Below are 19192 nucleotides of genomic sequence, written 5' to 3' on the forward strand. Positions count from 1 at the left end.
ATGCCGTGCCCGTGGTGTTCGAGCAGCGGTAGGTAACGGACGACAGGCGCGCGGGGCGGCCCGATGAGGGCGGGTCCGCGCGTTCTGCGTATCCTCGGTGGGTGCTTCTCTCAGACAAGGACATCCGCGCCGAGATCGACGCCGGACGCGTACGCATTGATCCATTCGACGCGTCGATGGTGCAGCCCTCGAGCATCGATGTGCGGCTCGACCGCTACTTCCGGGTGTTCGAGAACCACCGCTATCCGCACATCGACCCGGCCGTCGAGCAGGTGGATCTGACGCGCACCGTCGAACCGGACGGGGACGAGGCGTTCATCCTGCACCCCGGCGAGTTCGTGCTGGCGTCGACGTACGAGGTCATCTCGCTGCCCGACGATCTCGCCTCGCGGCTGGAGGGCAAGAGTTCCCTCGGCCGGCTCGGGCTGGTCACGCATTCCACCGCCGGGTTCATCGACCCCGGATTCTCCGGGCACGTGACCCTGGAGCTGTCGAATCTGGCGACGCTGCCGATAAAGCTGTGGCCGGGAATGAAGATCGGTCAGCTGTGCATGTTCCGGCTGAGTTCTCCGTCGGAGTTCCCTTACGGCTCCGAGCGGTACGGGTCGCGTTATCAGGGGCAGCGCGGTCCGACCGCGTCGCGCTCCTTCATGAATTTCCACCGGACGCAGGTGTGAGGACCCGATGACTGACGATGTGCGGGAGAACCTGACGTACGACGGCTTCGGGCACGCCGTACGCGAGCTGGCGCAGGCCGTGGCCGACGACGGGTTCGAGCCGGACGTGGTGCTGAGCATCGCGCGCGGCGGGGTGTTCGTCGCGGGCGGTCTGGCGTACGCGCTGGACTGCAAGAACATCCACCTGGTGAACGTCGAGTTCTACACCGGCGTGGGCACCACCCTGGAAATGCCCGTCATGCTGGCACCCGTGCCGAACGTCATCGACTTCTCGGACAAGAAGGTCCTGATCGCCGATGACGTCGCCGACACCGGGAAGACGCTGAAGCTGGTCCGCGACTTCTGCATCGACCATGTCGCCGAGGTGCGTTCCGCGGTCATCTACGAGAAGTCCCACTCGCTCGTGAAATGCGAGTACGTGTGGAAGAAGACCGACAACTGGATCAACTTCCCATGGAGTGTGGAGAAGCCGGTCGTGCGGCGCAGCGGGCAGGTTCTCGACGCGTGATCGCGTGAATACGTAAAAGGGCCCCGGTCGTTCCGGGGCCCTTTTACGTGCGCGTCGTGCAGGCGTCAGATCGTGCCAAGCTTCAGGATCGACACCAGCGCCAGCAGCTGGATCGCCGAGGCGCCCAGCGCCTTCGGCCACGGCAGGTCGTGCGACTTGCTCACCATCGAGGTGAGCAGCGCCGCCGCGGCCAGCCAGGTGACCCAGCCGAGGATGACGACCAGCGAGTTCTCGCCGCCCAGGAACATCGCGAAGACCAGGCGCGGCACGTCCGTGATCGACATGATCAGCATGGACAGGCCGACCGTCGGCTGCCACGCGCCGTCGCCGCCGAGCTGGCGGGCCAGTGTGTGGGTGACGGCGCCCAGGACCAGGCCGCCGAGCACGAAGCAGACGCCCGTGAGGATCACGTAGGGGACGGCGCTGGAGACCGGGGCGTGGATCGCGTCGTCGCGCGCCTGGTCGAAGCCGAAGAGGGCCAGCAGGCCGTAGAGGAACGTCACGACCAGGGCCGGGCCCCAGACCGGGTAGTCCCGCATCTGCCAGAACGTCGGGCTGGGGCGCGTCACGATGCCGCTCAGCAGCTGCTTCCAGTGCAGGCGCGGGCCCACGGGCGCGGCGGGCGCCTGGCCGGCGCGGTAGGCGCTGCCGTCGCCGTACGGCTCCTCGTCGATGCGGAACGCCTGGGTGTGGCCGGGGTTGTTCGCGTACGGATCACCGTGGTGCCCGCCGCCCTGCTGCGGGTACGGGTCGGCGAAGTACTCCGGCTCGTCGGGGCCGCCGCCCCGGTAGCCGCCGCCGTCGTGGTAGCCCGGTGCGCCGTGGTGCGGGGCGCCCTGTCCTCCCGTCGGCGGCCATTGCTGCTGCCCGTACGGCGGCGGCGGTGCCTGATTGCCGTACGGCTGCTGCCGCGGTTGCTGTTGCCCTTGCTGCGGGGTGCGGTTGTCCCGGCCGCGTCCGATCCTGAATCCAGCCACTCGTCGAACGTACCTGCTCCGCCGGTTACGGGGGCCCGGGGCCGGGGAAGTACCGGCCTTTGACGCGTAGATGTGACATCCCCTAAGGGGACCCCCGGGGGTTGTCCCCAGCATCCGTCGGGGGGGAACGCGGAAGCGGCCGGTCCTGCCCCCGAGGCAGGTCCGACCGCTTCGCCGCGCCGTGGCGCCGGTCCGGCTACTTCACCGGTTCCGGCTCCGGTTCGTCCGCCGATTCCGCTTCGCCCGCCGGGTCGGCCGGCGTCTTCACGGAGTCGAGCAGCAGCTGGGACACGTCCACCACCTGGATGGACTCCTTCGCCTTGCCGTCGTTCTTCTTGCCGTTGACCGAGTCGGTCAGCATGACCAGGCAGAACGGGCAGGCCGTGGAGACGATGTCCGGGTTGAGGGCGAGGGCCTCGTCGACACGCTCGTTGTTGATGCGCTTGCCGATCCGCTCCTCCATCCACATCCGGGCACCACCGGCGCCGCAGCAGAAGCCGCGCTCCTTGTGGCGGTGCATCTCCTCGTTCCGCAGGCCCGGGACCTTCGCGATGATCTCGCGCGGAGGCGTGTAGATCTTGTTGTGGCGGCCCAGGTAGCAGGGGTCGTGGTACGTGATCAGACCCTCGACCGGGGTCACCGGGATCAGCTTGCCCTCGTCGATGAGGTGCTGGAGCAGCTGCGTGTGGTGGATGACCTCGTACTCGCCGCCGAGCTGCGGGTACTCGTTCGCGATCGTGTTGAAGCAGTGCGGGCAGGTCGCGACGATCTTCTTCGAGGCCTTGGCCTTCTTCGTCGAGTCGTCCTCGTCGTCCTCGCCGAACGCAATGTTCAGCATCGCGACGTTCTCCGCGCCGAGCTGCTGGAACAGCGGCTCGTTGCCGAGGCGGCGGGCCGAGTCACCGGTGCACTTCTCGTCGCCGCCCATGATCGCGAACTTGACGCCCGCGATGTGCAGCAGCTCCGCGAAGGCCTTGGTGGTCTTCTTGGCGCGGTCCTCCAGGGCGCCGGCGCAGCCGACCCAGTAGAGGTAGTCGACCTCGGTGAGGTCCTCGACGTCCTTCCCGACGATCGGAACCTCGAAGTCGACTTCCTTGGTCCACTCGACGCGCTGCTTCTTGGCGAGCCCCCAGGGGTTCCCCTTCTTCTCCAGGTTCTTGAGCATGGTTCCCGCCTCGGACGGGAACGCCGACTCGATCATCACCTGGTAGCGGCGCATGTCGACGATGTGGTCGATGTGCTCGATGTCGACCGGGCACTGCTCCACACACGCACCGCAGGTGGTGCAGGACCAGAGGACGTCCGGGTCGATGACGCCGTTCTCCTCGACCGTACCGATCAGCGGACGCTCGGCCTCCGCGAGGGCGGCCGCGGGAACGTCCTTGAGCTGCTCCTCGGTCGCCTTCTCCTCGCCCTCCATGTCCTTGCCGCCGCCGGCCAGCAGGTAGGGGGCCTTGGCGTGCGCGTGGTCGCGCAGGGACATGATCAGGAGCTTCGGCGAGAGCGGCTTGCCGGTGTTCCAGGCGGGGCACTGCGACTGGCAGCGGCCGCACTCGGTGCAGGTGGAGAAATCGAGGATGCCCTTCCAGGAGAACTGCTCGACCTGGGAGACACCGAAGACGGCGTCGTCGGCCGGGTCCTCCCAGTCGATCTCCTTGCCGCCCGTGGTCATCGGCTGCAGCGCGCCCAGCGCGACCGCGCCGTCGGCGTTCCGCTTGAACCAGATGTTCGGGAAGGCCAGGAAGCGGTGCCAGGCGACACCCATGTTCGTGTTGAGGCCGACGGTGATCGCCCAGGTCATGGTGACGCCGAGCTTGATCATGGCGGTCAGGTAGACGAGGTTCTGGAGCGTGCCGAGGCTGAGCCCCTTGAAGGCCGCGACCAGGGGGTACGAGGCGAAGTACGCGGCCTCGTAGCCGTCCACGTGATGAAGGGCGCCCTCAAGGCCGCGCAGCGTCATGATCGCGAGACCGATGACGAGGATGACGGCCTCGACGAAGTACGCCTGGCCCATCTTCGACCCCGCGAACCGCGACTTGCGGCCCGCCCGGGAGGGCAGGTTGAGCTGGCGGATCGCGATGAGGACCAGGATGCCCACCGTCGTCGCGAGCGCGATGAACTCCGTGTACACCTCGTACGGCAGCCAGCCGCCGAGGACGGGGAGGACCCAGTCGGCCTTGAACAGCTGACCGTACGCCGTGACGATGGTCAGGCCGAGGGTCAGGAAGCCGACGGCGACGAACCAGTGGGCGATGCCGATGATGCCCCATCGGTTCATCCTGGTGTGGCCGACGAACTCCTTGGCCAGGGTGATCGTGCGCTGTTTCACGGCATCGGTGCGGCTGCCGGCCGGAACCGGCTGTCCGAGCGTGACGAACCGGTAGATCTGCGCGACGGCTCGGGCGATGAGCGCAACGCCGACCACGGTCAGCACCAGCGACACGATGATCGCGGCGAGTTGCATTGGGGGCTCCTCGGGCCTGCGAGGGTGGGATCGATCCAGCGTCTACTAGCGAGTACGGCGCCTTCCGGTGAGCACCGGAACCACGAGTATCGCTACTACTAAGCAGTAACTTAATCAGTCTGTGCTGACACTATCCACTTATTCCGCCGTCCTGTAGCCGGGCAGGCGGTGATCTGTGTCGCTCAGGTGTGCCTTGCCGCGCCACCGCAGGGCATGGGCCGCCTCGCGGAGGGGTACGCGCACGGCCTCGGCGAGGACCGCAAGGTCCAGCGGCAGCCCCTGGTGCTCCGCGTAGTGCTGGTCCAGCAGCGCGGCCTCGTCCCATGGCATCCCGGAGCGGTGCCGGACCTGGGCCAGGCCGGTCAGGCCGGGCTTCAGCTCCTGGCGCCAGCGGCGCGCACCCTCGGCGCCGTTCCTCGCGTCGCCCGGGGCGAGCGGCGCCGGCCCCACGATGGACAGCTCGCCGCGTACCACGTGGTGCAGGCGCGAAACCACGTCCAGCTTCAGCCACCGGGTGTGCAGCGAGCGCAGGACGAAGGGCGTGCCGTGCAGCCCGACGCGGGGGGAGCGCCTCGTGACCGGGCGGCCCTGTACGGCGAGCGCCAGGGCGGCCGCCGCCAGTAAAGGGGAGGCGAGGAGGAGCAGGGCCGAACCGAGGGCCACGTCGAGGGTGCGTTTGGCGGTCGGGCGGGGAAGAGGGGTGGGGATCCGTGCCCGCAGGTACGCGCGCGCGGCCGCTGTACGCGGCACGCGTGGCGGCCGCCAGGGGCGCGGCCGGGGCCCTCTTCCCCACTGTCCCTGTGTACGCATCGTTCGCACCTGCCTGGAATCGGCGGATCGGATGCCGGTTTTGCGCTGCTCGCGGCATTTTGTGACAGAACGATCCCATGCGGCCATGATGGAGGAGGGCTGCGCGGCCCATGGGGCGCCTGGTGTCGCCGGTGGCGCGGAGTGGATGCACGTAAGTTGAGCCCCCTCGACTCAGGTCTGTTGACTCCGTGACGGGTGTCGTGCATCCTTGAGTCAGATCCACTCAAGTAGTCAGTTGGAGGAATCGAAAATGGCACGTGCGGTCGGCATCGACCTGGGCACGACTAACTCCGTCGTCAGCGTTCTCGAAGGCGGCGAGCCCACCGTCATCACCAACGCAGAGGGCGCCAGGACCACGCCGTCCGTCGTCGCCTTCGCGAAGAACGGCGAGGTGCTGGTCGGCGAGGTCGCCAAGCGCCAGGCGGTGACCAACGTCGACAGGACCATCCGCTCCGTCAAGCGCCACATGGGCACTGACTGGAAGATCGACCTGGACGGCAAGAGCTTCAACCCGCAGCAGATGAGCGCCTTCATCCTGCAGAAGCTGAAGCGGGACGCCGAGTCGTACCTGGGCGAGAAGGTCACCGACGCGGTGATCACCGTCCCGGCGTACTTCAACGACTCCGAGCGCCAGGCGACCAAGGAGGCCGGCGAGATCGCGGGCCTGAACGTCCTGCGCATCGTCAACGAGCCGACCGCCGCCGCGCTGGCGTACGGGCTCGACAAGGACGACCAGACGATCCTCGTCTTCGACCTCGGTGGCGGCACCTTCGACGTGTCCCTGCTGGAGATCGGCGACGGCGTCGTCGAGGTGAAGGCCACCAACGGTGACAACCACCTCGGTGGTGACGACTGGGACCAGCGCGTCGTCGACTACCTGGTGAAGCAGTTCGCCAACGGCCACGGCGTGGACCTGTCCAAGGACAAGATGGCTCTCCAGCGTCTCCGCGAGGCCGCGGAGAAGGCGAAGATCGAGCTGTCCTCCTCGACGGAGACCACGATCAACCTGCCGTACATCACGGCGTCCGCCGAGGGCCCGCTGCACCTGGACGAGAAGCTCACGCGCTCGCAGTTCCAGCAGCTCACCGCAGACCTCCTGGACCGCTGCAAGACCCCGTTCCACAACGTCATCAAGGACGCGGGCATCCAGCTCTCCGAGATCGACCACGTCGTTCTCGTCGGTGGCTCCACCCGCATGCCGGCCGTCGCCGAGCTCGTCAAGGAGCTGACCGGCGGCCAGGAGGCCAACAAGGGTGTGAACCCGGACGAGGTCGTCGCCATCGGCGCCTCGCTCCAGGCCGGTGTCCTCAAGGGCGAGGTCAAGGACGTCCTGCTCCTCGACGTCACCCCGCTGTCCCTCGGTATCGAGACCAAGGGAGGGATCATGACCAAGCTCATCGAGCGCAACACCACGATCCCGACCAAGCGTTCCGAGATCTTCACGACGGCCGAGGACAACCAGCCGTCCGTGCAGATCCAGGTCTACCAGGGCGAGCGCGAGATCGCGGCGTACAACAAGAAGCTCGGGATGTTCGAGCTGACCGGTCTGCCGCCGGCCCCGCGCGGTGTCCCGCAGATCGAGGTCGCGTTCGACATCGACGCCAACGGCATCATGCACGTCGCCGCGAAGGACCTCGGCACCGGCAAGGAGCAGAAGATGACCGTCACCGGCGGCTCCTCGCTGCCGAAGGACGAGGTCAACCGGATGCGTGAGGAGGCCGAGAAGTACGCGGAGGAGGACCACGCCCGCCGCGAGGCCGCCGAGTCGCGCAACCAGGGCGAGCAGCTCGTCTACCAGACGGAGAAGTTCCTCAAGGACAACGAGGACAAGGTCCCCGGTGACGTGAAGACGGAGGTGGAGACCGCGCTCACCGAGCTGAAGGAGAAGCTCAAGGGCGAGGACACCGCCGAGATCCGCACGGCCACCGAGAAGGTCGCGGCCGTCTCCCAGAAGCTGGGCCAGGCGATGTACGCCAACGCCCAGGCCGAGGGTGGCCCGCAGGCCGACGCGCAGCCCGGTGCCGAGCAGGCGCAGGGCGACGCCCAGGACGATGTCGTCGACGCCGAGATCGTCGACGACGAGAAGGACTCCAAGGGCGGTGCGGCGTGACCGAGGAGACTCCGGGCTTCGAGGAGAAGCCCGACGTCCCCTCCGGCGCCACCCCTGACGACGCCGAGCCGAAGGCCGCCACCCCCTCCGAGGAGGAGGCGGCGGCCCCGGCCGGGGACGACGCGAACCGGGTCACGGCCCTGACCGCGCAGCTGGACCAGGCCCGCACGGCGCTCGGCGAGCGCACCGGCGACCTCCAGCGGCTCCAGGCCGAGTACCAGAACTACCGCCGCCGCGTGGAGCGGGACCGGGTCACGGTCAAGGAGATCGCCGTCGCGAACCTCCTGTCCGAGCTCCTGCCCGTGCTCGACGACGTCGGCCGCGCCCGGGAGCACGGTGAGCTCGTGGGCGGGTTCAAGTCGGTGGCCGAATCGCTGGAGACGGTCGTTGCCAAGCTGGGCCTCCAGCAGTTCGGCAAGGAGGGCGAGCCCTTCGACCCGACGGTCCACGAGGCCCTGATGCACAGCTACGCGCCGGACGTCACGGAGACGACCTGCGTGGCGATCCTGCAGCCCGGCTACCGGATCGGCGAGCGCACCATCCGTCCCGCGCGGGTCGCGGTCGCCGAGCCCCAGCCGGGGGCGGCTCCCGTGGCCGCGAAGGAAGAGAAGACAGACGACGAGGAGAGCGGTGGCGGCGAGGAGGTCTGACATCCTGTCCGATCACCTGGCAGCACACCGTCCGGCCACCAGGACCTCCCGTCCGGCCGGTCGTCCGGAAGGAGGGACGTCGATGAGTACGAAGGACTTCGTCGAGAAGGACTACTACAAGGTTCTCGGCGTCCCCAAGGACGCCACCGACGCCGAGATCAAGAAGGCGTACCGGAAGCTCGCCCGCGAGTTCCATCCGGACGCCAACAAGGGCGACGACAAGGCGGAGGAGCGTTTCAAGGAGATCTCCGAGGCGAATGACGTCCTCGGCGACGCCAATAAGCGCAAGGAGTACGACGAGGCGCGCGCCCTCTTCGGCAACGGCGGCTTCCGCGCCGGGCCCGGCGGCGCCCAGGGCAACTTCAACTTCGACCTGGGGGACCTCTTCGGAGGCGCCCAGGGCGGGGGCCAGGGCGGCGCCGGCGGTTTCGGCGGCGGTGGCGGCCTCGGCGACGTGTTCGGCGGCCTCTTCAACCGAGGCGGCGGCGCCGGTACGCGGGTGCAGCCGCGGCGCGGCCAGGACATCGAGTCCGAGGTGACGCTCAGCTTCACCGAGGCGGTCGACGGGGCCACGGTCCCGCTCCGGATGTCCAGCCAGGCCCCCTGCAAGGCGTGCTCCGGCACCGGCGACAAGAACGGCACCCCCAGGGTCTGCCCGACCTGTGTCGGCACCGGACAGGTCTCGCGCGGCAGCGGCGGCGGCTTCTCGCTCACCGACCCGTGCGTGGACTGCAAGGGCCGCGGCCTCATCGCCCAGGACCCCTGCGAGGTCTGCAAGGGCAGTGGCCGGGCCCGCTCCTCGAAGACCATGCAGGTGCGCATTCCGGCGGGCGTCTCCGACGGGCAGCGCATCCGGCTGCGCGGCAAGGGCGCTCCGGGCGAGCGCGGCGGACCGGCCGGCGACCTCTACGTCGTCGTCCACGTCGACGCCCACCCGGTCTTCGGCCGCAAGGGCGACAACCTCACGGTCACGGTGCCCGTCACCTTCACGGAGGCGGCGCTCGGCGGCGAGGTGAAGGTGCCGACGCTCGGCGGGCCGTCCGTGACGCTGAAGCTTCCGGCCGGTACGCCGAATGGGCGTACGATGCGGGCCCGCGGCAAGGGCGCTGTCCGCAAGGACGGCACCCGGGGCGACCTCCTGGTCACCGTCGAGGTGACCGTGCCCACCGACCTCGGCACCGAGGCCAGGGACGCGCTGGAGGCCTACCGCAAGGCGACCGCGGACCACGATCCGCGGGCGGAGCTGTTCCAGGCGGCGAAGGGAGCTTGAGGTGGACGGCCGACGGCGTAATCCGTACGAACTGACCGACGAGTCCCCGGTGTACGTGATCTCGATCGCGGCCCAGCTCTCGGGCCTGCATCCGCAGACACTGCGCCAGTACGACCGCCTCGGCCTGGTCTCCCCCGACCGCACGGCCGGACGCGGCAGGCGCTACTCGGCCCGCGACATCGAGCTGCTGCGCACGGTGCAGCAGCTGTCGCAGGACGAGGGCATCAACCTCGCCGGCATCAAGCGCATCATCGAGCTGGAGAACCAGGTCGCGGCGCTCCAGCAGCGCGTCGCCGAACTCTCGGCGGCCGTGGACGGAGCGGCGGCGGCGATGCAGCAGCGCGAGGCCCAGGTCCACGCGTCGTACCGGCGCGACCTGGTCCCGTACCAGGACGTGCAGCAGACGAGCGCCCTCGTGGTCTGGCGCCCGAAGCGGCCGAAGGACTGAGCGCTGCTCGCCCGTGCGGCCCGTCATTCCGGAGTGGTCTCCGGTGCGACGGGCCGCTTCGCTGGACGGCCACCTCGATCAGCGGGATGCCGCCGAGGACGGTGATCGCCGGATTGGGGTCGGTGCCGGCGACGGATGCCACGGGTGCCAGGGAGTCGGCCAGGGCGGCACCGGACGGATCCAGTCATCGTTCTGGGGGTCGGGGTGAACGAGCGCCAATTCGGTGAGGCAGGGGACGGGTTCGGGCGCGGAGCGTGGCATGCGGCCAGCCGTGAGGGCCTCTGTGTACGTCCTGATGCCGGCGTCGCACAGTTCGGGTTCACCGTGCGGGTGGTGCGATATGTCCGCGTCCTTGCCCATATGCGACCCCCCACTTTCGGCAATGCAGCAAGATGACGGTGGTGGAAGCGTAGTTCTCCGACCACTCTGGGCGTGTCGGGGGAGCCGGGAACTCCCCCGGCTGATCAAGGGCGTGGCCATGCTCTCCCCCGTTGCGTGGCGCGCCCGCCGGCCCGGGGGGTGGGGATTTCGGGGCCGATCCGGTCAGGAGTCCTGATCAAGGATTCCTGACCGGGCGATCAGGTAACCGAGCTGGGCGCGGCTGTTGCTGCCGAGCGCGGCGGCGAGCTTGGCGACATGGGCCCGGCAGGTGCGGACGTTCATCCCCAGGCGCCGTGCTATCGAGTCGTCGACGTGGCCCTCGACGAGCAGTTGGGCTATGGAACGTTGGACACCGCTGAGGCCGCGGGGTACGGAGTCGTACTTGATCTCTTCGCGCAGGGGGGCCGCTCGGGCCCACAGCTGCTCGAACACCTTGACGAGATACGCGACGAGACCGGGATGGCGCAGTTCCAGCGCGTTCTGCCGGTCGTCCGTCGCCGGGATGAACGCGACCGTGCGGTCGAAGATGATGAGTCGTTCTATGAGCTCCTCGAGGGTGCGGATCTCGACGTGCTCGTTGGCGATCTGCTCGGCGTATGCCAGGGTGCCGGGGCTGTGGCGGACCGTGTGCTGGTAGAGCGTACGAATGCTGACACCGCGGTCCACGACGGACAGTCCGCGCTCCAGCGCCTCGCTGAGCCGGTCCTCGCTCCGGCCGCCGCCGGGCTGGACGGTGAGGACCTCGGTCAGGCACTCTGCAGTGGCCAGATCGAGCGCCGCGTTGATCCGGTTGAAGCCCTCCAGCACAGTGATGGCGTGGGTGGTCGGTGCGTCCTGCGCGCTGATGTCCATGAACGGTACGAAGGATTCCGCGAGTCGGACCGAGTGGCGGCGGCGCTCCTGGATCTCGCGCTCGATGGGGTTGAGATGCTTCGCCAGCGCGGCCGACGGCAGTACGGGCCTGAGCCAGGCGGCGTCGTCGGGGTCGGGGTGCAGCAGCGCGAAGTCCATGAGGCAGGGGGCGGGTTCGACCTCGGTCCGCGCGATGCGCCCTGAACGCAACGCACTTGCGTAGAGACGCCTTCCTTCGTCACACAGCTCAGTGATGCCATGAGGATGTGTCGGCTTTGTATCGCTTGTGACCATTTCTCCACCCCCCAGGTTCATGAACATGCAGGAACATGATGCATCGACTCAGTGGTGTTCGTGTGCCCAGGTGAGACATCGTCTTTGGTGCGGGGGAGAAGAATCCACAAGTGAGGACGAAGCCGACTATGTATAAGCGAATGCTTCGCTCGGCGCTTGCCGCCTCGTTCGTCGCGGCTCTGGGTCTCGCGGCCCTGAGCGGCAGCGGCATCGCCTCGAAGATCGGGGGCGGATCGGCGGCAGGAGACATTGCCTGGTCGACCCGGGCGGGCGCGGCCGGCGACATCGCCTGGTTCGGCGGGAAGGCTGCGGGGTCCGACATCGCGTGGCGGGCCCGGGCCGCGACACCGGGCGACATCGCCTGGGTTCAGCCGAGCCGGGCGGGCGCCTGACATGACTACTCCGCCGGACGACCGCACCTTCAGGCGTGAGATGGCGACCGCCTACCGGTCAGGGTGGCATTTCATCGATCTCGTCACGGCTCTCCCCCACCGTGGTGACTCGTTGATGGTCACTCTGTTCGGCGACCCGGTCGTCGTCGCCCGCGAGGACGACGGAGAGGTCCGCGCCTACCGCTGCCTGCGCAAGCCGCGAGGCGCGCCGCAGCCGGTTCGCTGCGCCATCCGGTACGACATGATCTTTGTGAATCTCGCACAGCGTGACCACCAGCTGTTCGAACCAGAAGCCATTTCCGCCACCCCCCGCAGTGCCTGAGCGATCCCCCGTCGTTCCACGTCGCTCAGACACTTCCCCCACACAACGGCGCCACCGTGACCTGAACACGGTGGCGCCGTTGTGCTGTGTCCGGCCAGGCGCACGCGCGGACGCGTTCAGCCGCGGCCGAGCGCCCGGTCCAGGGTGATCTCGATGACGACCCGGTCCGGGTTGGGCGAGGGCACCCGGTCGTAGCGCTCCGTGTGGCGGCGTACGGCCTCCGCGACCCGCTCCGGGTCCGTGCTGACGCGGGCCACGCCCTCCAGGGTCGCCCAGCGGCGGCGGTGTACCTGGCACGCCGCGACGCGGGCGCCGTCCGGGCCGGCGGCCAGGATGTTGGCGACCTTGCGGCTGTGCTTGTTGGTGATCACCCGGGCGAGGCCGGCCTCGGGGTCGTACGTCACGCACACCGGGACCACGTGCGGGGTGCCGTCGGGGCGGGGTGTGGTGAGCGTGCACACGTGGCTCTCGCGCCAGAACGCGAGGTACTCGGGGCTCGGCTGGTGTACGTCGACTGCCATGGCCCCAGCGTAGGCGGGGAGCGCCGGGCTGCGGTGGCGGGTGCCCGTGACGGCCGCTTCACTCGGAGGAGGGGTGGACCGTGTTTCGCCTTGAGTGGAATGCACTCAACTTTAGGCGCGCACAGCCTTGAGTGGAATAGACTCAACTTTGTACACGTTGACCGTGTCAGACGTGGGAACGGACCAGTCGTCGCAAGGAGGAGACAGCGCACGTGGACGCCGAGCTGACCAACAGGAGCCGGGACGCCATCAACGCGGCCACCAGCAGGGCCGTGAAGGACGGCCACCCCGATCTGACCCCCGGGCATCTGCTGCTGGCGCTGCTCTCGGGAGAGGACAACGAGAACCTCGTCGATCTGCTGGCCGCCGTCGAGGCCGATCAGATCGCCGTACGCGCCGAGACCGAGCGGCTCCTGGGCGCACTGCCCAGCGTGACCGGGTCGACGGTGTCCCCGCCCCAGCCCAACCGTGAACTGCTCGCCGTCATCGCGGACGCCGCGCAGCGCGCCAAGGAGCTGGGCGACGACTACATCTCCACCGAGCACCTGCTGATCGGTATCGCCGCGAAGGGCGGCCGTGCCGGTGAGATCCTCGACGGGCAGGGGGCCAGTGCGAAGAAGCTGCTGGACGCGTTCGAGAAGAGCAGGGGAGGGCGACGGGTGACCACTCCCGACCCGGAGGGCCAGTACAAGGCCCTGGAGAAATTCGGCACCGACTTCACCGCCGCCGCGCGCGAGGGCAAGCTCGACCCGGTCATCGGGCGCGACCAGGAGATCCGCCGCGTCGTCCAGGTGCTCTCGCGGCGCACCAAGAACAACCCGGTGCTCATCGGTGAGCCCGGCGTCGGCAAGACCGCCGTCGTCGAAGGGCTCGCCCAGCGCATCGTCAAGGGCGACGTTCCCGAGTCCCTGAAGAACAAACGGCTCGTCTCGCTGGACCTGGGCGCCATGGTCGCGGGCGCGAAGTACCGCGGTGAGTTCGAGGAGCGCCTGAAGACCGTCCTGTCCGAGATCAAGGAGAGCGACGGCCAGATCATCACGTTCATCGACGAGCTGCACACCGTCGTGGGCGCGGGCGCAGGCGGCGACTCCGCGATGGACGCGGGCAACATGCTCAAGCCGATGCTGGCCCGCGGCGAGCTGCGGATGGTCGGCGCGACCACGCTCGACGAGTACCGCGAGCGCATCGAGAAGGACCCGGCCCTGGAACGCCGCTTCCAGCAGGTGCTGGTGGCGGAGCCGTCCGTCGAGGACACCATCGCGATCCTGCGCGGTCTCAAGGGCCGTTACGAGGCCCACCACAAGGTGCAGATCGCGGACGCGTCCCTGGTCGCCGCCGCGACCCTGTCCGACCGCTACATCACCTCCCGCTTCCTCCCCGACAAGGCCATCGACCTCGTCGACGAGGCGGCCTCCAGGCTGCGCATGGAGATCGACTCCTCGCCCGTCGAGATCGACGAACTCCAGCGCTCGGTCGACCGGTTGCACATGGAGGAGCTGGCCCTCAGGAACGAGACCGACCCCGCCTCCAGGCAGCGCCTGGAGAAGCTGCGCCGCGACCTCGCCGACAAGGAGGAGGAGCTGCGCGGCCTCAACGCCCGCTGGGAGAAGGAGAAGCAGGGCCTCAACCGCGTCGGTGAGCTGAAGGAACGCCTCGACGACCTGCGCGGCCAGGCCGAACGCGCCCAGCGCGACGGCGACTTCGACACCGCGTCCAAGCTGCTGTACGGAGAGATCCCCGGCCTGGAACGCGAGCTGGCCGAGGCCGCCGAGGCCGAGGAGGAGGCCGCGAAGGAGCCCAAGGAGACCCTGGTCAAGGAAGAGGTCGGGCCGGACGACATCGCCGATGTCGTCGGCGCCTGGACCGGCATCCCGGCGGGCCGCCTCCTGGAGGGCGAGACGCAGAAGCTGCTGCGCATGGAGTCCGAGCTGGGCAGGCGCCTGATCGGGCAGACCGAGGCCGTGCAGGCCGTCTCGGACGCGGTGCGCCGCACCCGCGCCGGCATCGCCGACCCCGACCGCCCCACCGGCTCGTTCCTCTTCCTCGGGCCGACCGGGGTCGGCAAGACCGAGCTGGCGAAGGCGCTGGCGGACTTCCTCTTCGACGACGAGCGGGCCATGGTCCGCATCGACATGAGCGAGTACAGCGAGAAGCACAGCGTCGCCCGGCTGGTCGGCGCCCCGCCCGGATACGTCGGTTACGAGGAGGGCGGCCAGCTCACGGAGGCGGTCCGCCGCCGCCCGTACACGGTCGTGCTGCTGGACGAGGTCGAGAAGGCCCATCCCGAGGTCTTCGACATCCTGCTCCAGGTGCTCGACGACGGCCGGCTCACCGACGGACAGGGCCGGACGGTGGACTTCCGGAACACCATCCTGATCCTGACGTCCAACCTCGGCAGCCAGTTCCTGACCGACCCCCTGGCCAAGCCGGAGGAGAAGAAGCGGCAGGTCCTGGAGGTCGTACGGGCCTCCTTCAAGCCGGAGTTCCTCAACCGGCTCGACGACCTGGTGGTCTTCTCCGCGCTGTCCGGCGACGAGCTGGCGCACATCGCGGGCCTCCAGATCGACCGGCTCGCGAAGCGCCTGGCCGACCGCAGGCTCACGCTGGACGTCACGCCGGAGGCGCTGGCCTGGCTGGCCGAGGAGGGCAACGACCCGGCGTACGGTGCCCGGCCGTTGCGCCGCCTCATCCAGACGGCGATCGGCGACCGGCTCGCGAAGGAGATCCTGGCGGGCGAGATCCGGGACGGCGACACGGTCCGTGTGGACCGGTTCGAGGACGGACTGATCGTCGGCGCCGCGACCTGAGAGAGGCCGTGGGCCGGGAATGTGCCGCCCGGACTTTCGAACGGCACATTCCCGGCCTGGCCCGATCCCCTATTCAACATCGGTATCCAGCCAAACGTTCTGTCCGGTCACCGGTGCGTGAACTCCTTCCCCGGAGCGGTCTCGACCCCGGTACACCGCTTCTGGCAAGGGAGTTCGCGACGTGGCCCCATGGCGCCCGGTCCGCGCTGCGCGACCAAACAGGACACCGCGCTTCACCTGCGGCAACCTGCCCGTGCCTGGGGTTAGAGGTCGATTCGGGTGGCCGGTAGCGTGCCCGCATGAACGAGCGGACAGGCGATGAGATAACCAACGGGCCCAAGAAGTCCAGATCTGACAATCTCTTTCACCTTGGCGAATTCCGTACCCTTTGGACTGCTTACGCTCAGTCGATCCTGGGCGACCAGCTGGCGCGTGTAGCGCTGTCGTTGCTTGTTTTCGAGCGTACGGACTCGCCGGGATGGACCGCGGCGACCTATGCCCTGACCACCCTGCCGGCCCTGTTGTCCGGGGTACTGCTCTCCGGACTGGCGGACCGGTTCCCCCGGCGCACGGTCATGATCAGCTGTGACCTGACCAGGATGGTGCTCGTCGGGCTGATGGCGCTGCCGGGGATGCCGCTGCCGCTGCTCGCCGGACTGCTGGTGCTGGCGCAGCTGGCCGAGGCACCCTTCGGCGCCGCCCAGGGAGCGCTGCTGCCCACCGTGCTCGGCGTCGAGCGCTACGAGCGCGGCCAGCGGATCATGCAGATCACCCATCAGGTCGGCCAGCTGGTCGGTTTCGCCGGAGGCGGGCTGCTCGCCGCGTGGCTGGGCAGCAACTGCTCGCTGGCGGTGAACGCGGCGACCTTCCTGCTCTCGGCGGCCCTCATCCGGTTCGGGGTGAAGGCCCGCCCGGTGACGAGCACCGAGGCCCGTACGGCGAAGCTCGGCGCCCGGGTCGGCGGCGCCGCCGCGCTGATCTGGTCGGACCGCAGACTCCGTTCGCTGCTCGCGCTGGGCTGGCTCGCGGGCTTCGTCGTCCTGCCGGAGGGGCTGGCCGCCCCGTTCGCGGACGAGGCCGGCGGCGGCGCCTACACGGTGGGGCTGCTGCTCGCCTCGCATCCGGCGGGCATGGTGCTGGGGGCGGCCCTGCTGGGGCGCTCCACGGTCGGGGACGAGAACCGGCGCCGGTGGCTCGGCCCGCTGGCGGTCGCCGCGAATGTGCCGCTGGTCGCCTATCTGCTCGGCCCCGGTGCGGAAGTGGCCATGCTCCTGCTGTTCGTCGCCGGGGTGTGTTCCGCCTACCAGATCACCGCCGGTGCCACCTTCGTCCTGCTGACCCCGGCCGACCGGCGGGGCCAGGCACTGGGCCTCGCCCGGTCGGGGATGATCGCCATGCAGGGCGTCGGCGTGGCATCCGGGGGCGCGGTGACCGAGCTGACGGGGTCCTCGGCGACCACCATCGGAGCCTCCGGGCTCCTCGGGGTGGCCTGCGCCGTTCTCGCCGCCACGGCCTGGACACGGGCCCGTGCCACCGGGCCAGGGATGATTCCCGAGAAGGCGTAGCCCGAGCGGTCTACGCCCCGGCGGCCAAACGCGGCTAGGGTCGTCGGCAGGAAACCACGAGATCCACAGGAGTACCAGCGATGTCTATCGACCCGTCCTCGATTCCTAACTTCGGGGCGCAGCCCGAACCGCAGGCGACAGGACCGGAGGGCCCCGTCGTCCCCGACCAGGACCTCGTCAAGCAGCTGCTGGACCAGATGGAGCTGAAGTACGTCGTCGACGACGAGGGCGACCTCGCCGCGCCGTGGGAGGAATTCCGCACGTACTTCATGTTCCGCGGCGAGGGCGAGCAGCAGGTCTTCTCGGTCCGTACGTTCTACGACCGCCCGCACGACACGGACCAGCGTCCGGTCCTGCTCGACGCGATCGACGACTGGAACCGCCGCACCCTGTGGCCCAAGGTCTACACGCACACCCACGAGCCCGAGGAGGGCTCCGAGGAGACCGGCCCCTCGGTCCGGCTGATCGGTGAGGCGCAGATGCTCATCGGCACCGGTGTCTCGCTGGAGCACTTCGTCTCCTCGACGGTCAGCTGGGTGCGCGCGTCCATCGAGTTCGACAAGTGGCTGCTGGAGCGCCTGGGCCTGGCCCCGGCCGAGCAGAAGGCGGACGGCGCCGAGGGCGCGGAGCAGGCCGCTCCGGACGCCTGAGCGCCCGTACGCATGACGAGGCCCGGCGCGGGGAATCCGCGCCGGGCCCCGTCGTGTGTCACAGCTGCTTGAGCCGGGTGACGGCCTCCTGGAGCACATCAGTCCGCTTGCAGAAGGTGAAACGGACGAAGGGCGCGCCCTGGTCCCGGTGGTCGTAGAAGACGGCGTTGGGGACGGCCACCACCCCGCACCGTTCCGGCAGCGCCCGGCAGAACGCGATGCCGTCGCCGGCCGCGTCCAGCGGGCGGATGTCGGTGGTCACGAAGTACGTCCCGGCCGGCCGGTACACCCCGAACCCGGCCTCCGTGAGCCCGGCGCACAGCAGGTCCCGCTTGGCGCGCAGGTCCGCGCGCAGCTCCTCGTAGAAGCTGTCGGGCAGCCGCAGCGCCTCGGCGACCGCGTACTGGAGGGGGCCGCCGGAGACGTACGTCAGATACTGCTTGGCCGAGCGGACCGCCGTCACCAGCTCGGGGCTCCCGGTGACCCAGCCGATCTTCCAGCCGGTGTACGAGAACGTCTTGCCGGCCGACGAGATGGTGACCGTGCGATCCCGCATGCCGGGGAACCCGGCCAGCGGCAGGTGCTCGCCCTCGAAGACCAGGTGCTCGTAGACCTCGTCCGTGACGACGAGGAGGTCGTGCTCGCAGGCCAGCTCGGCGATCGCGGCCAGTTCCGCACGGCTCAGGACGGTGCCGGTGGGATTGTGCGGGGTGTTGATCAGCAGCAGCCGGGTACGGCGCGTGACCGCCGCGCGCAGTTCGTCGAGATCCAGCCGGTAGGTGCCGGCGGAGGTGTCGGGACGCAGCGTGACGGGAACGCGGGCGGCGCCCGCCATGGCGATGCAGGCGGCGTACGAGTCGTAGTACGGCTCCAGCGCGATGACCTCGTCGCCCGGCTCCAGGAGCGCCAGGAGGGAGGCGGCGATGGCCTCGGTGGCGCCCGCCGTGACCAGCACCTCGGTGTCGGGGTCGTACGCCAGGCCGTAGCGCCGCTGCTGGTGGGCGGTGATCGCGGTGCGCAGCTCGGGTACACCGGGTCCGGGCGGGTACTGGTTTCCGTGCCCGGCGCGCAGGGAACGGACCGCGGCCTCGCGGACCTCCTCGGGGCCGTCGGTGTCGGGGAAGCCCTGGCCGAGATTGATGGCTCCGGTGCGGACGGCCAGCGCGGACATCTCCGCGAAGATCGTCGTGCCGAACTCGGCGAGGCGGCGGTTGAGCAGCGGTCGTCCCTGTGTCATGGCCGCCATCCTGCGCGCAAGCTCTGGACTTGCTCAAGTCTGCTTTGGCCGTACGGAGGCGGGGGCATCTCCCCTGCACGCCGGAACGGGCGCGGAGCGGGGGGCCTCGCTTCGGGGGACGGAAGGACGTGAGGTCATGGGTGGTGTGCTGGCAGGGGTGATTCTGGTCGTGCTGGTCGTGGTCGTCGTCGCGATGGTGGCGGGGGCCGGCGGGCGGGGGCGTGCGCCGTCGCGCAGCAGGCGGCGCGGTACGGCGG

At 69.3% G+C, this 19192-nt stretch carries 17 protein-coding genes; 11 read left to right on the plus strand and 6 right to left on the minus strand.

Annotated elements, in window-relative coordinates; all coding sequences use genetic code 11:
• Positions 1-101: 101 nt before the first annotated feature.
• Positions 102-677 carry a dCTP deaminase gene (dcd, locus tag EAO73_RS04340; protein WP_147970172.1) on the plus strand — a complete coding sequence of 192 codons (576 nt, stop codon included), beginning with the start codon at positions 102-104 and terminating at the stop codon, positions 675-677.
• Positions 678-684: 7 nt separating this feature from the next.
• Positions 685-1185, plus strand: coding sequence for a phosphoribosyltransferase (locus EAO73_RS04345; protein ID WP_147970173.1), 501 nt, complete (start codon positions 685-687; stop codon positions 1183-1185).
• A 65-nt stretch (positions 1186-1250) separates the two neighbouring features.
• Here EAO73_RS04345 and EAO73_RS04350 read toward each other — a convergent pair whose 3' ends face one another.
• From EAO73_RS04350 to EAO73_RS04360, 3 genes are all read right to left on the minus strand, one after another.
• On the minus strand, positions 1251-2162 hold the full coding sequence (locus EAO73_RS04350; protein ID WP_147970174.1) for a Yip1 family protein: 912 nt from the start codon (positions 2160-2162) through the stop codon (positions 1251-1253).
• Positions 2163-2358: 196 nt separating this feature from the next.
• Positions 2359-4626 (minus strand): (Fe-S)-binding protein, encoded by a 2268-nt coding sequence (locus EAO73_RS04355; protein WP_147970175.1) that lies wholly within the window; start codon positions 4624-4626, stop codon positions 2359-2361.
• 138 nt (positions 4627-4764) lie between these two features.
• Positions 4765-5436 (minus strand): sugar transferase, encoded by a 672-nt coding sequence (locus EAO73_RS04360; RefSeq protein WP_147970176.1) that lies wholly within the window; start codon positions 5434-5436, stop codon positions 4765-4767.
• Positions 5437-5686: 250 nt separating this feature from the next.
• Here EAO73_RS04360 and dnaK point away from each other — a divergent pair, with 250 nt between their 5' ends.
• From dnaK to EAO73_RS04380, 4 genes are all read left to right on the plus strand, one after another.
• Entirely contained in the window at positions 5687-7546 is a 1860-nt protein-coding gene (gene dnaK, locus EAO73_RS04365) for a molecular chaperone DnaK (RefSeq protein WP_147970177.1), read from the plus strand.
• On the plus strand, positions 7543-8196 hold the full coding sequence (gene grpE / locus EAO73_RS04370) for a nucleotide exchange factor GrpE (protein WP_147970178.1): 654 nt from the start codon (positions 7543-7545) through the stop codon (positions 8194-8196). Before dnaK ends, grpE begins: the two co-directional genes overlap by 4 nt.
• Positions 8197-8278: 82 nt before the next feature.
• Entirely contained in the window at positions 8279-9466 is a 1188-nt protein-coding gene (dnaJ, locus tag EAO73_RS04375; RefSeq protein WP_147970179.1) for a molecular chaperone DnaJ, read from the plus strand.
• A 1-nt stretch (position 9467) separates the two neighbouring features.
• A complete protein-coding gene (locus tag EAO73_RS04380; protein ID WP_018522258.1) occupies positions 9468-9914 on the plus strand; it encodes a heat shock protein transcriptional repressor HspR in 447 nt (148 codons plus the stop codon).
• Between the two features lie 543 nt (positions 9915-10457).
• On the opposite strand, the gene EAO73_RS04390 is transcribed toward EAO73_RS04380, so the two are convergent.
• Positions 10458-11468 carry a helix-turn-helix transcriptional regulator gene (locus tag EAO73_RS04390; RefSeq protein ID WP_191133932.1) on the minus strand — a complete coding sequence of 337 codons (1011 nt, stop codon included), beginning with the start codon at positions 11466-11468 and terminating at the stop codon, positions 10458-10460.
• A 113-nt stretch (positions 11469-11581) separates the two neighbouring features.
• Here EAO73_RS04390 and EAO73_RS04395 point away from each other — a divergent pair, with 113 nt between their 5' ends.
• Positions 11582-11833, plus strand: a complete 252-nt coding sequence (locus tag EAO73_RS04395; protein WP_147970181.1) for a hypothetical protein — start codon at positions 11582-11584, stop codon at positions 11831-11833.
• Position 11834: 1 nt separating this feature from the next.
• Positions 11835-12155, plus strand: a complete 321-nt coding sequence (locus tag EAO73_RS04400) for a hypothetical protein (protein WP_018522262.1) — start codon at positions 11835-11837, stop codon at positions 12153-12155.
• A gap of 116 nt (positions 12156-12271) precedes the next feature.
• On the opposite strand, the gene EAO73_RS04405 is transcribed toward EAO73_RS04400, so the two are convergent.
• Positions 12272-12676, minus strand: coding sequence for a pyridoxamine 5'-phosphate oxidase family protein (locus EAO73_RS04405; RefSeq protein ID WP_143623923.1), 405 nt, complete (start codon positions 12674-12676; stop codon positions 12272-12274).
• Positions 12677-12888: 212 nt separating this feature from the next.
• On the opposite strand from EAO73_RS04405, the gene clpB reads away from it, so the two are divergent.
• The 3 genes from clpB to EAO73_RS04420 all read left to right on the plus strand — a co-directional run bounded on the left by clpB (position 12889) and on the right by EAO73_RS04420 (position 17698).
• Positions 12889-15483: an ATP-dependent chaperone ClpB gene (gene clpB / locus EAO73_RS04410; protein WP_147970182.1), complete on the plus strand. Its 2595-nt coding sequence runs from the start codon at positions 12889-12891 to the stop codon at positions 15481-15483.
• Between the two features lie 299 nt (positions 15484-15782).
• Positions 15783-17048: an MFS transporter gene (locus tag EAO73_RS04415; protein ID WP_147970183.1), complete on the plus strand. Its 1266-nt coding sequence runs from the start codon at positions 15783-15785 to the stop codon at positions 17046-17048.
• A gap of 80 nt (positions 17049-17128) precedes the next feature.
• Positions 17129-17698, plus strand: a complete 570-nt coding sequence (locus EAO73_RS04420) for a YbjN domain-containing protein (protein WP_147970184.1) — start codon at positions 17129-17131, stop codon at positions 17696-17698.
• Positions 17699-17756: 58 nt separating this feature from the next.
• On the opposite strand, the gene EAO73_RS04425 is transcribed toward EAO73_RS04420, so the two are convergent.
• The gene (locus EAO73_RS04425; protein WP_147970185.1) at positions 17757-18935 is read right to left on the minus strand and encodes a pyridoxal phosphate-dependent aminotransferase; all 1179 of its coding nucleotides are present in this window, start codon (positions 18933-18935) and stop codon (positions 17757-17759) included.
• Positions 18936-19192 lie beyond the last annotated feature (257 nt).

This window comes from Streptomyces sp. col6 (assembly GCF_008042035.1).
In the GTDB taxonomy this organism is placed as follows: domain Bacteria; phylum Actinomycetota; class Actinomycetes; order Streptomycetales; family Streptomycetaceae; genus Streptomyces.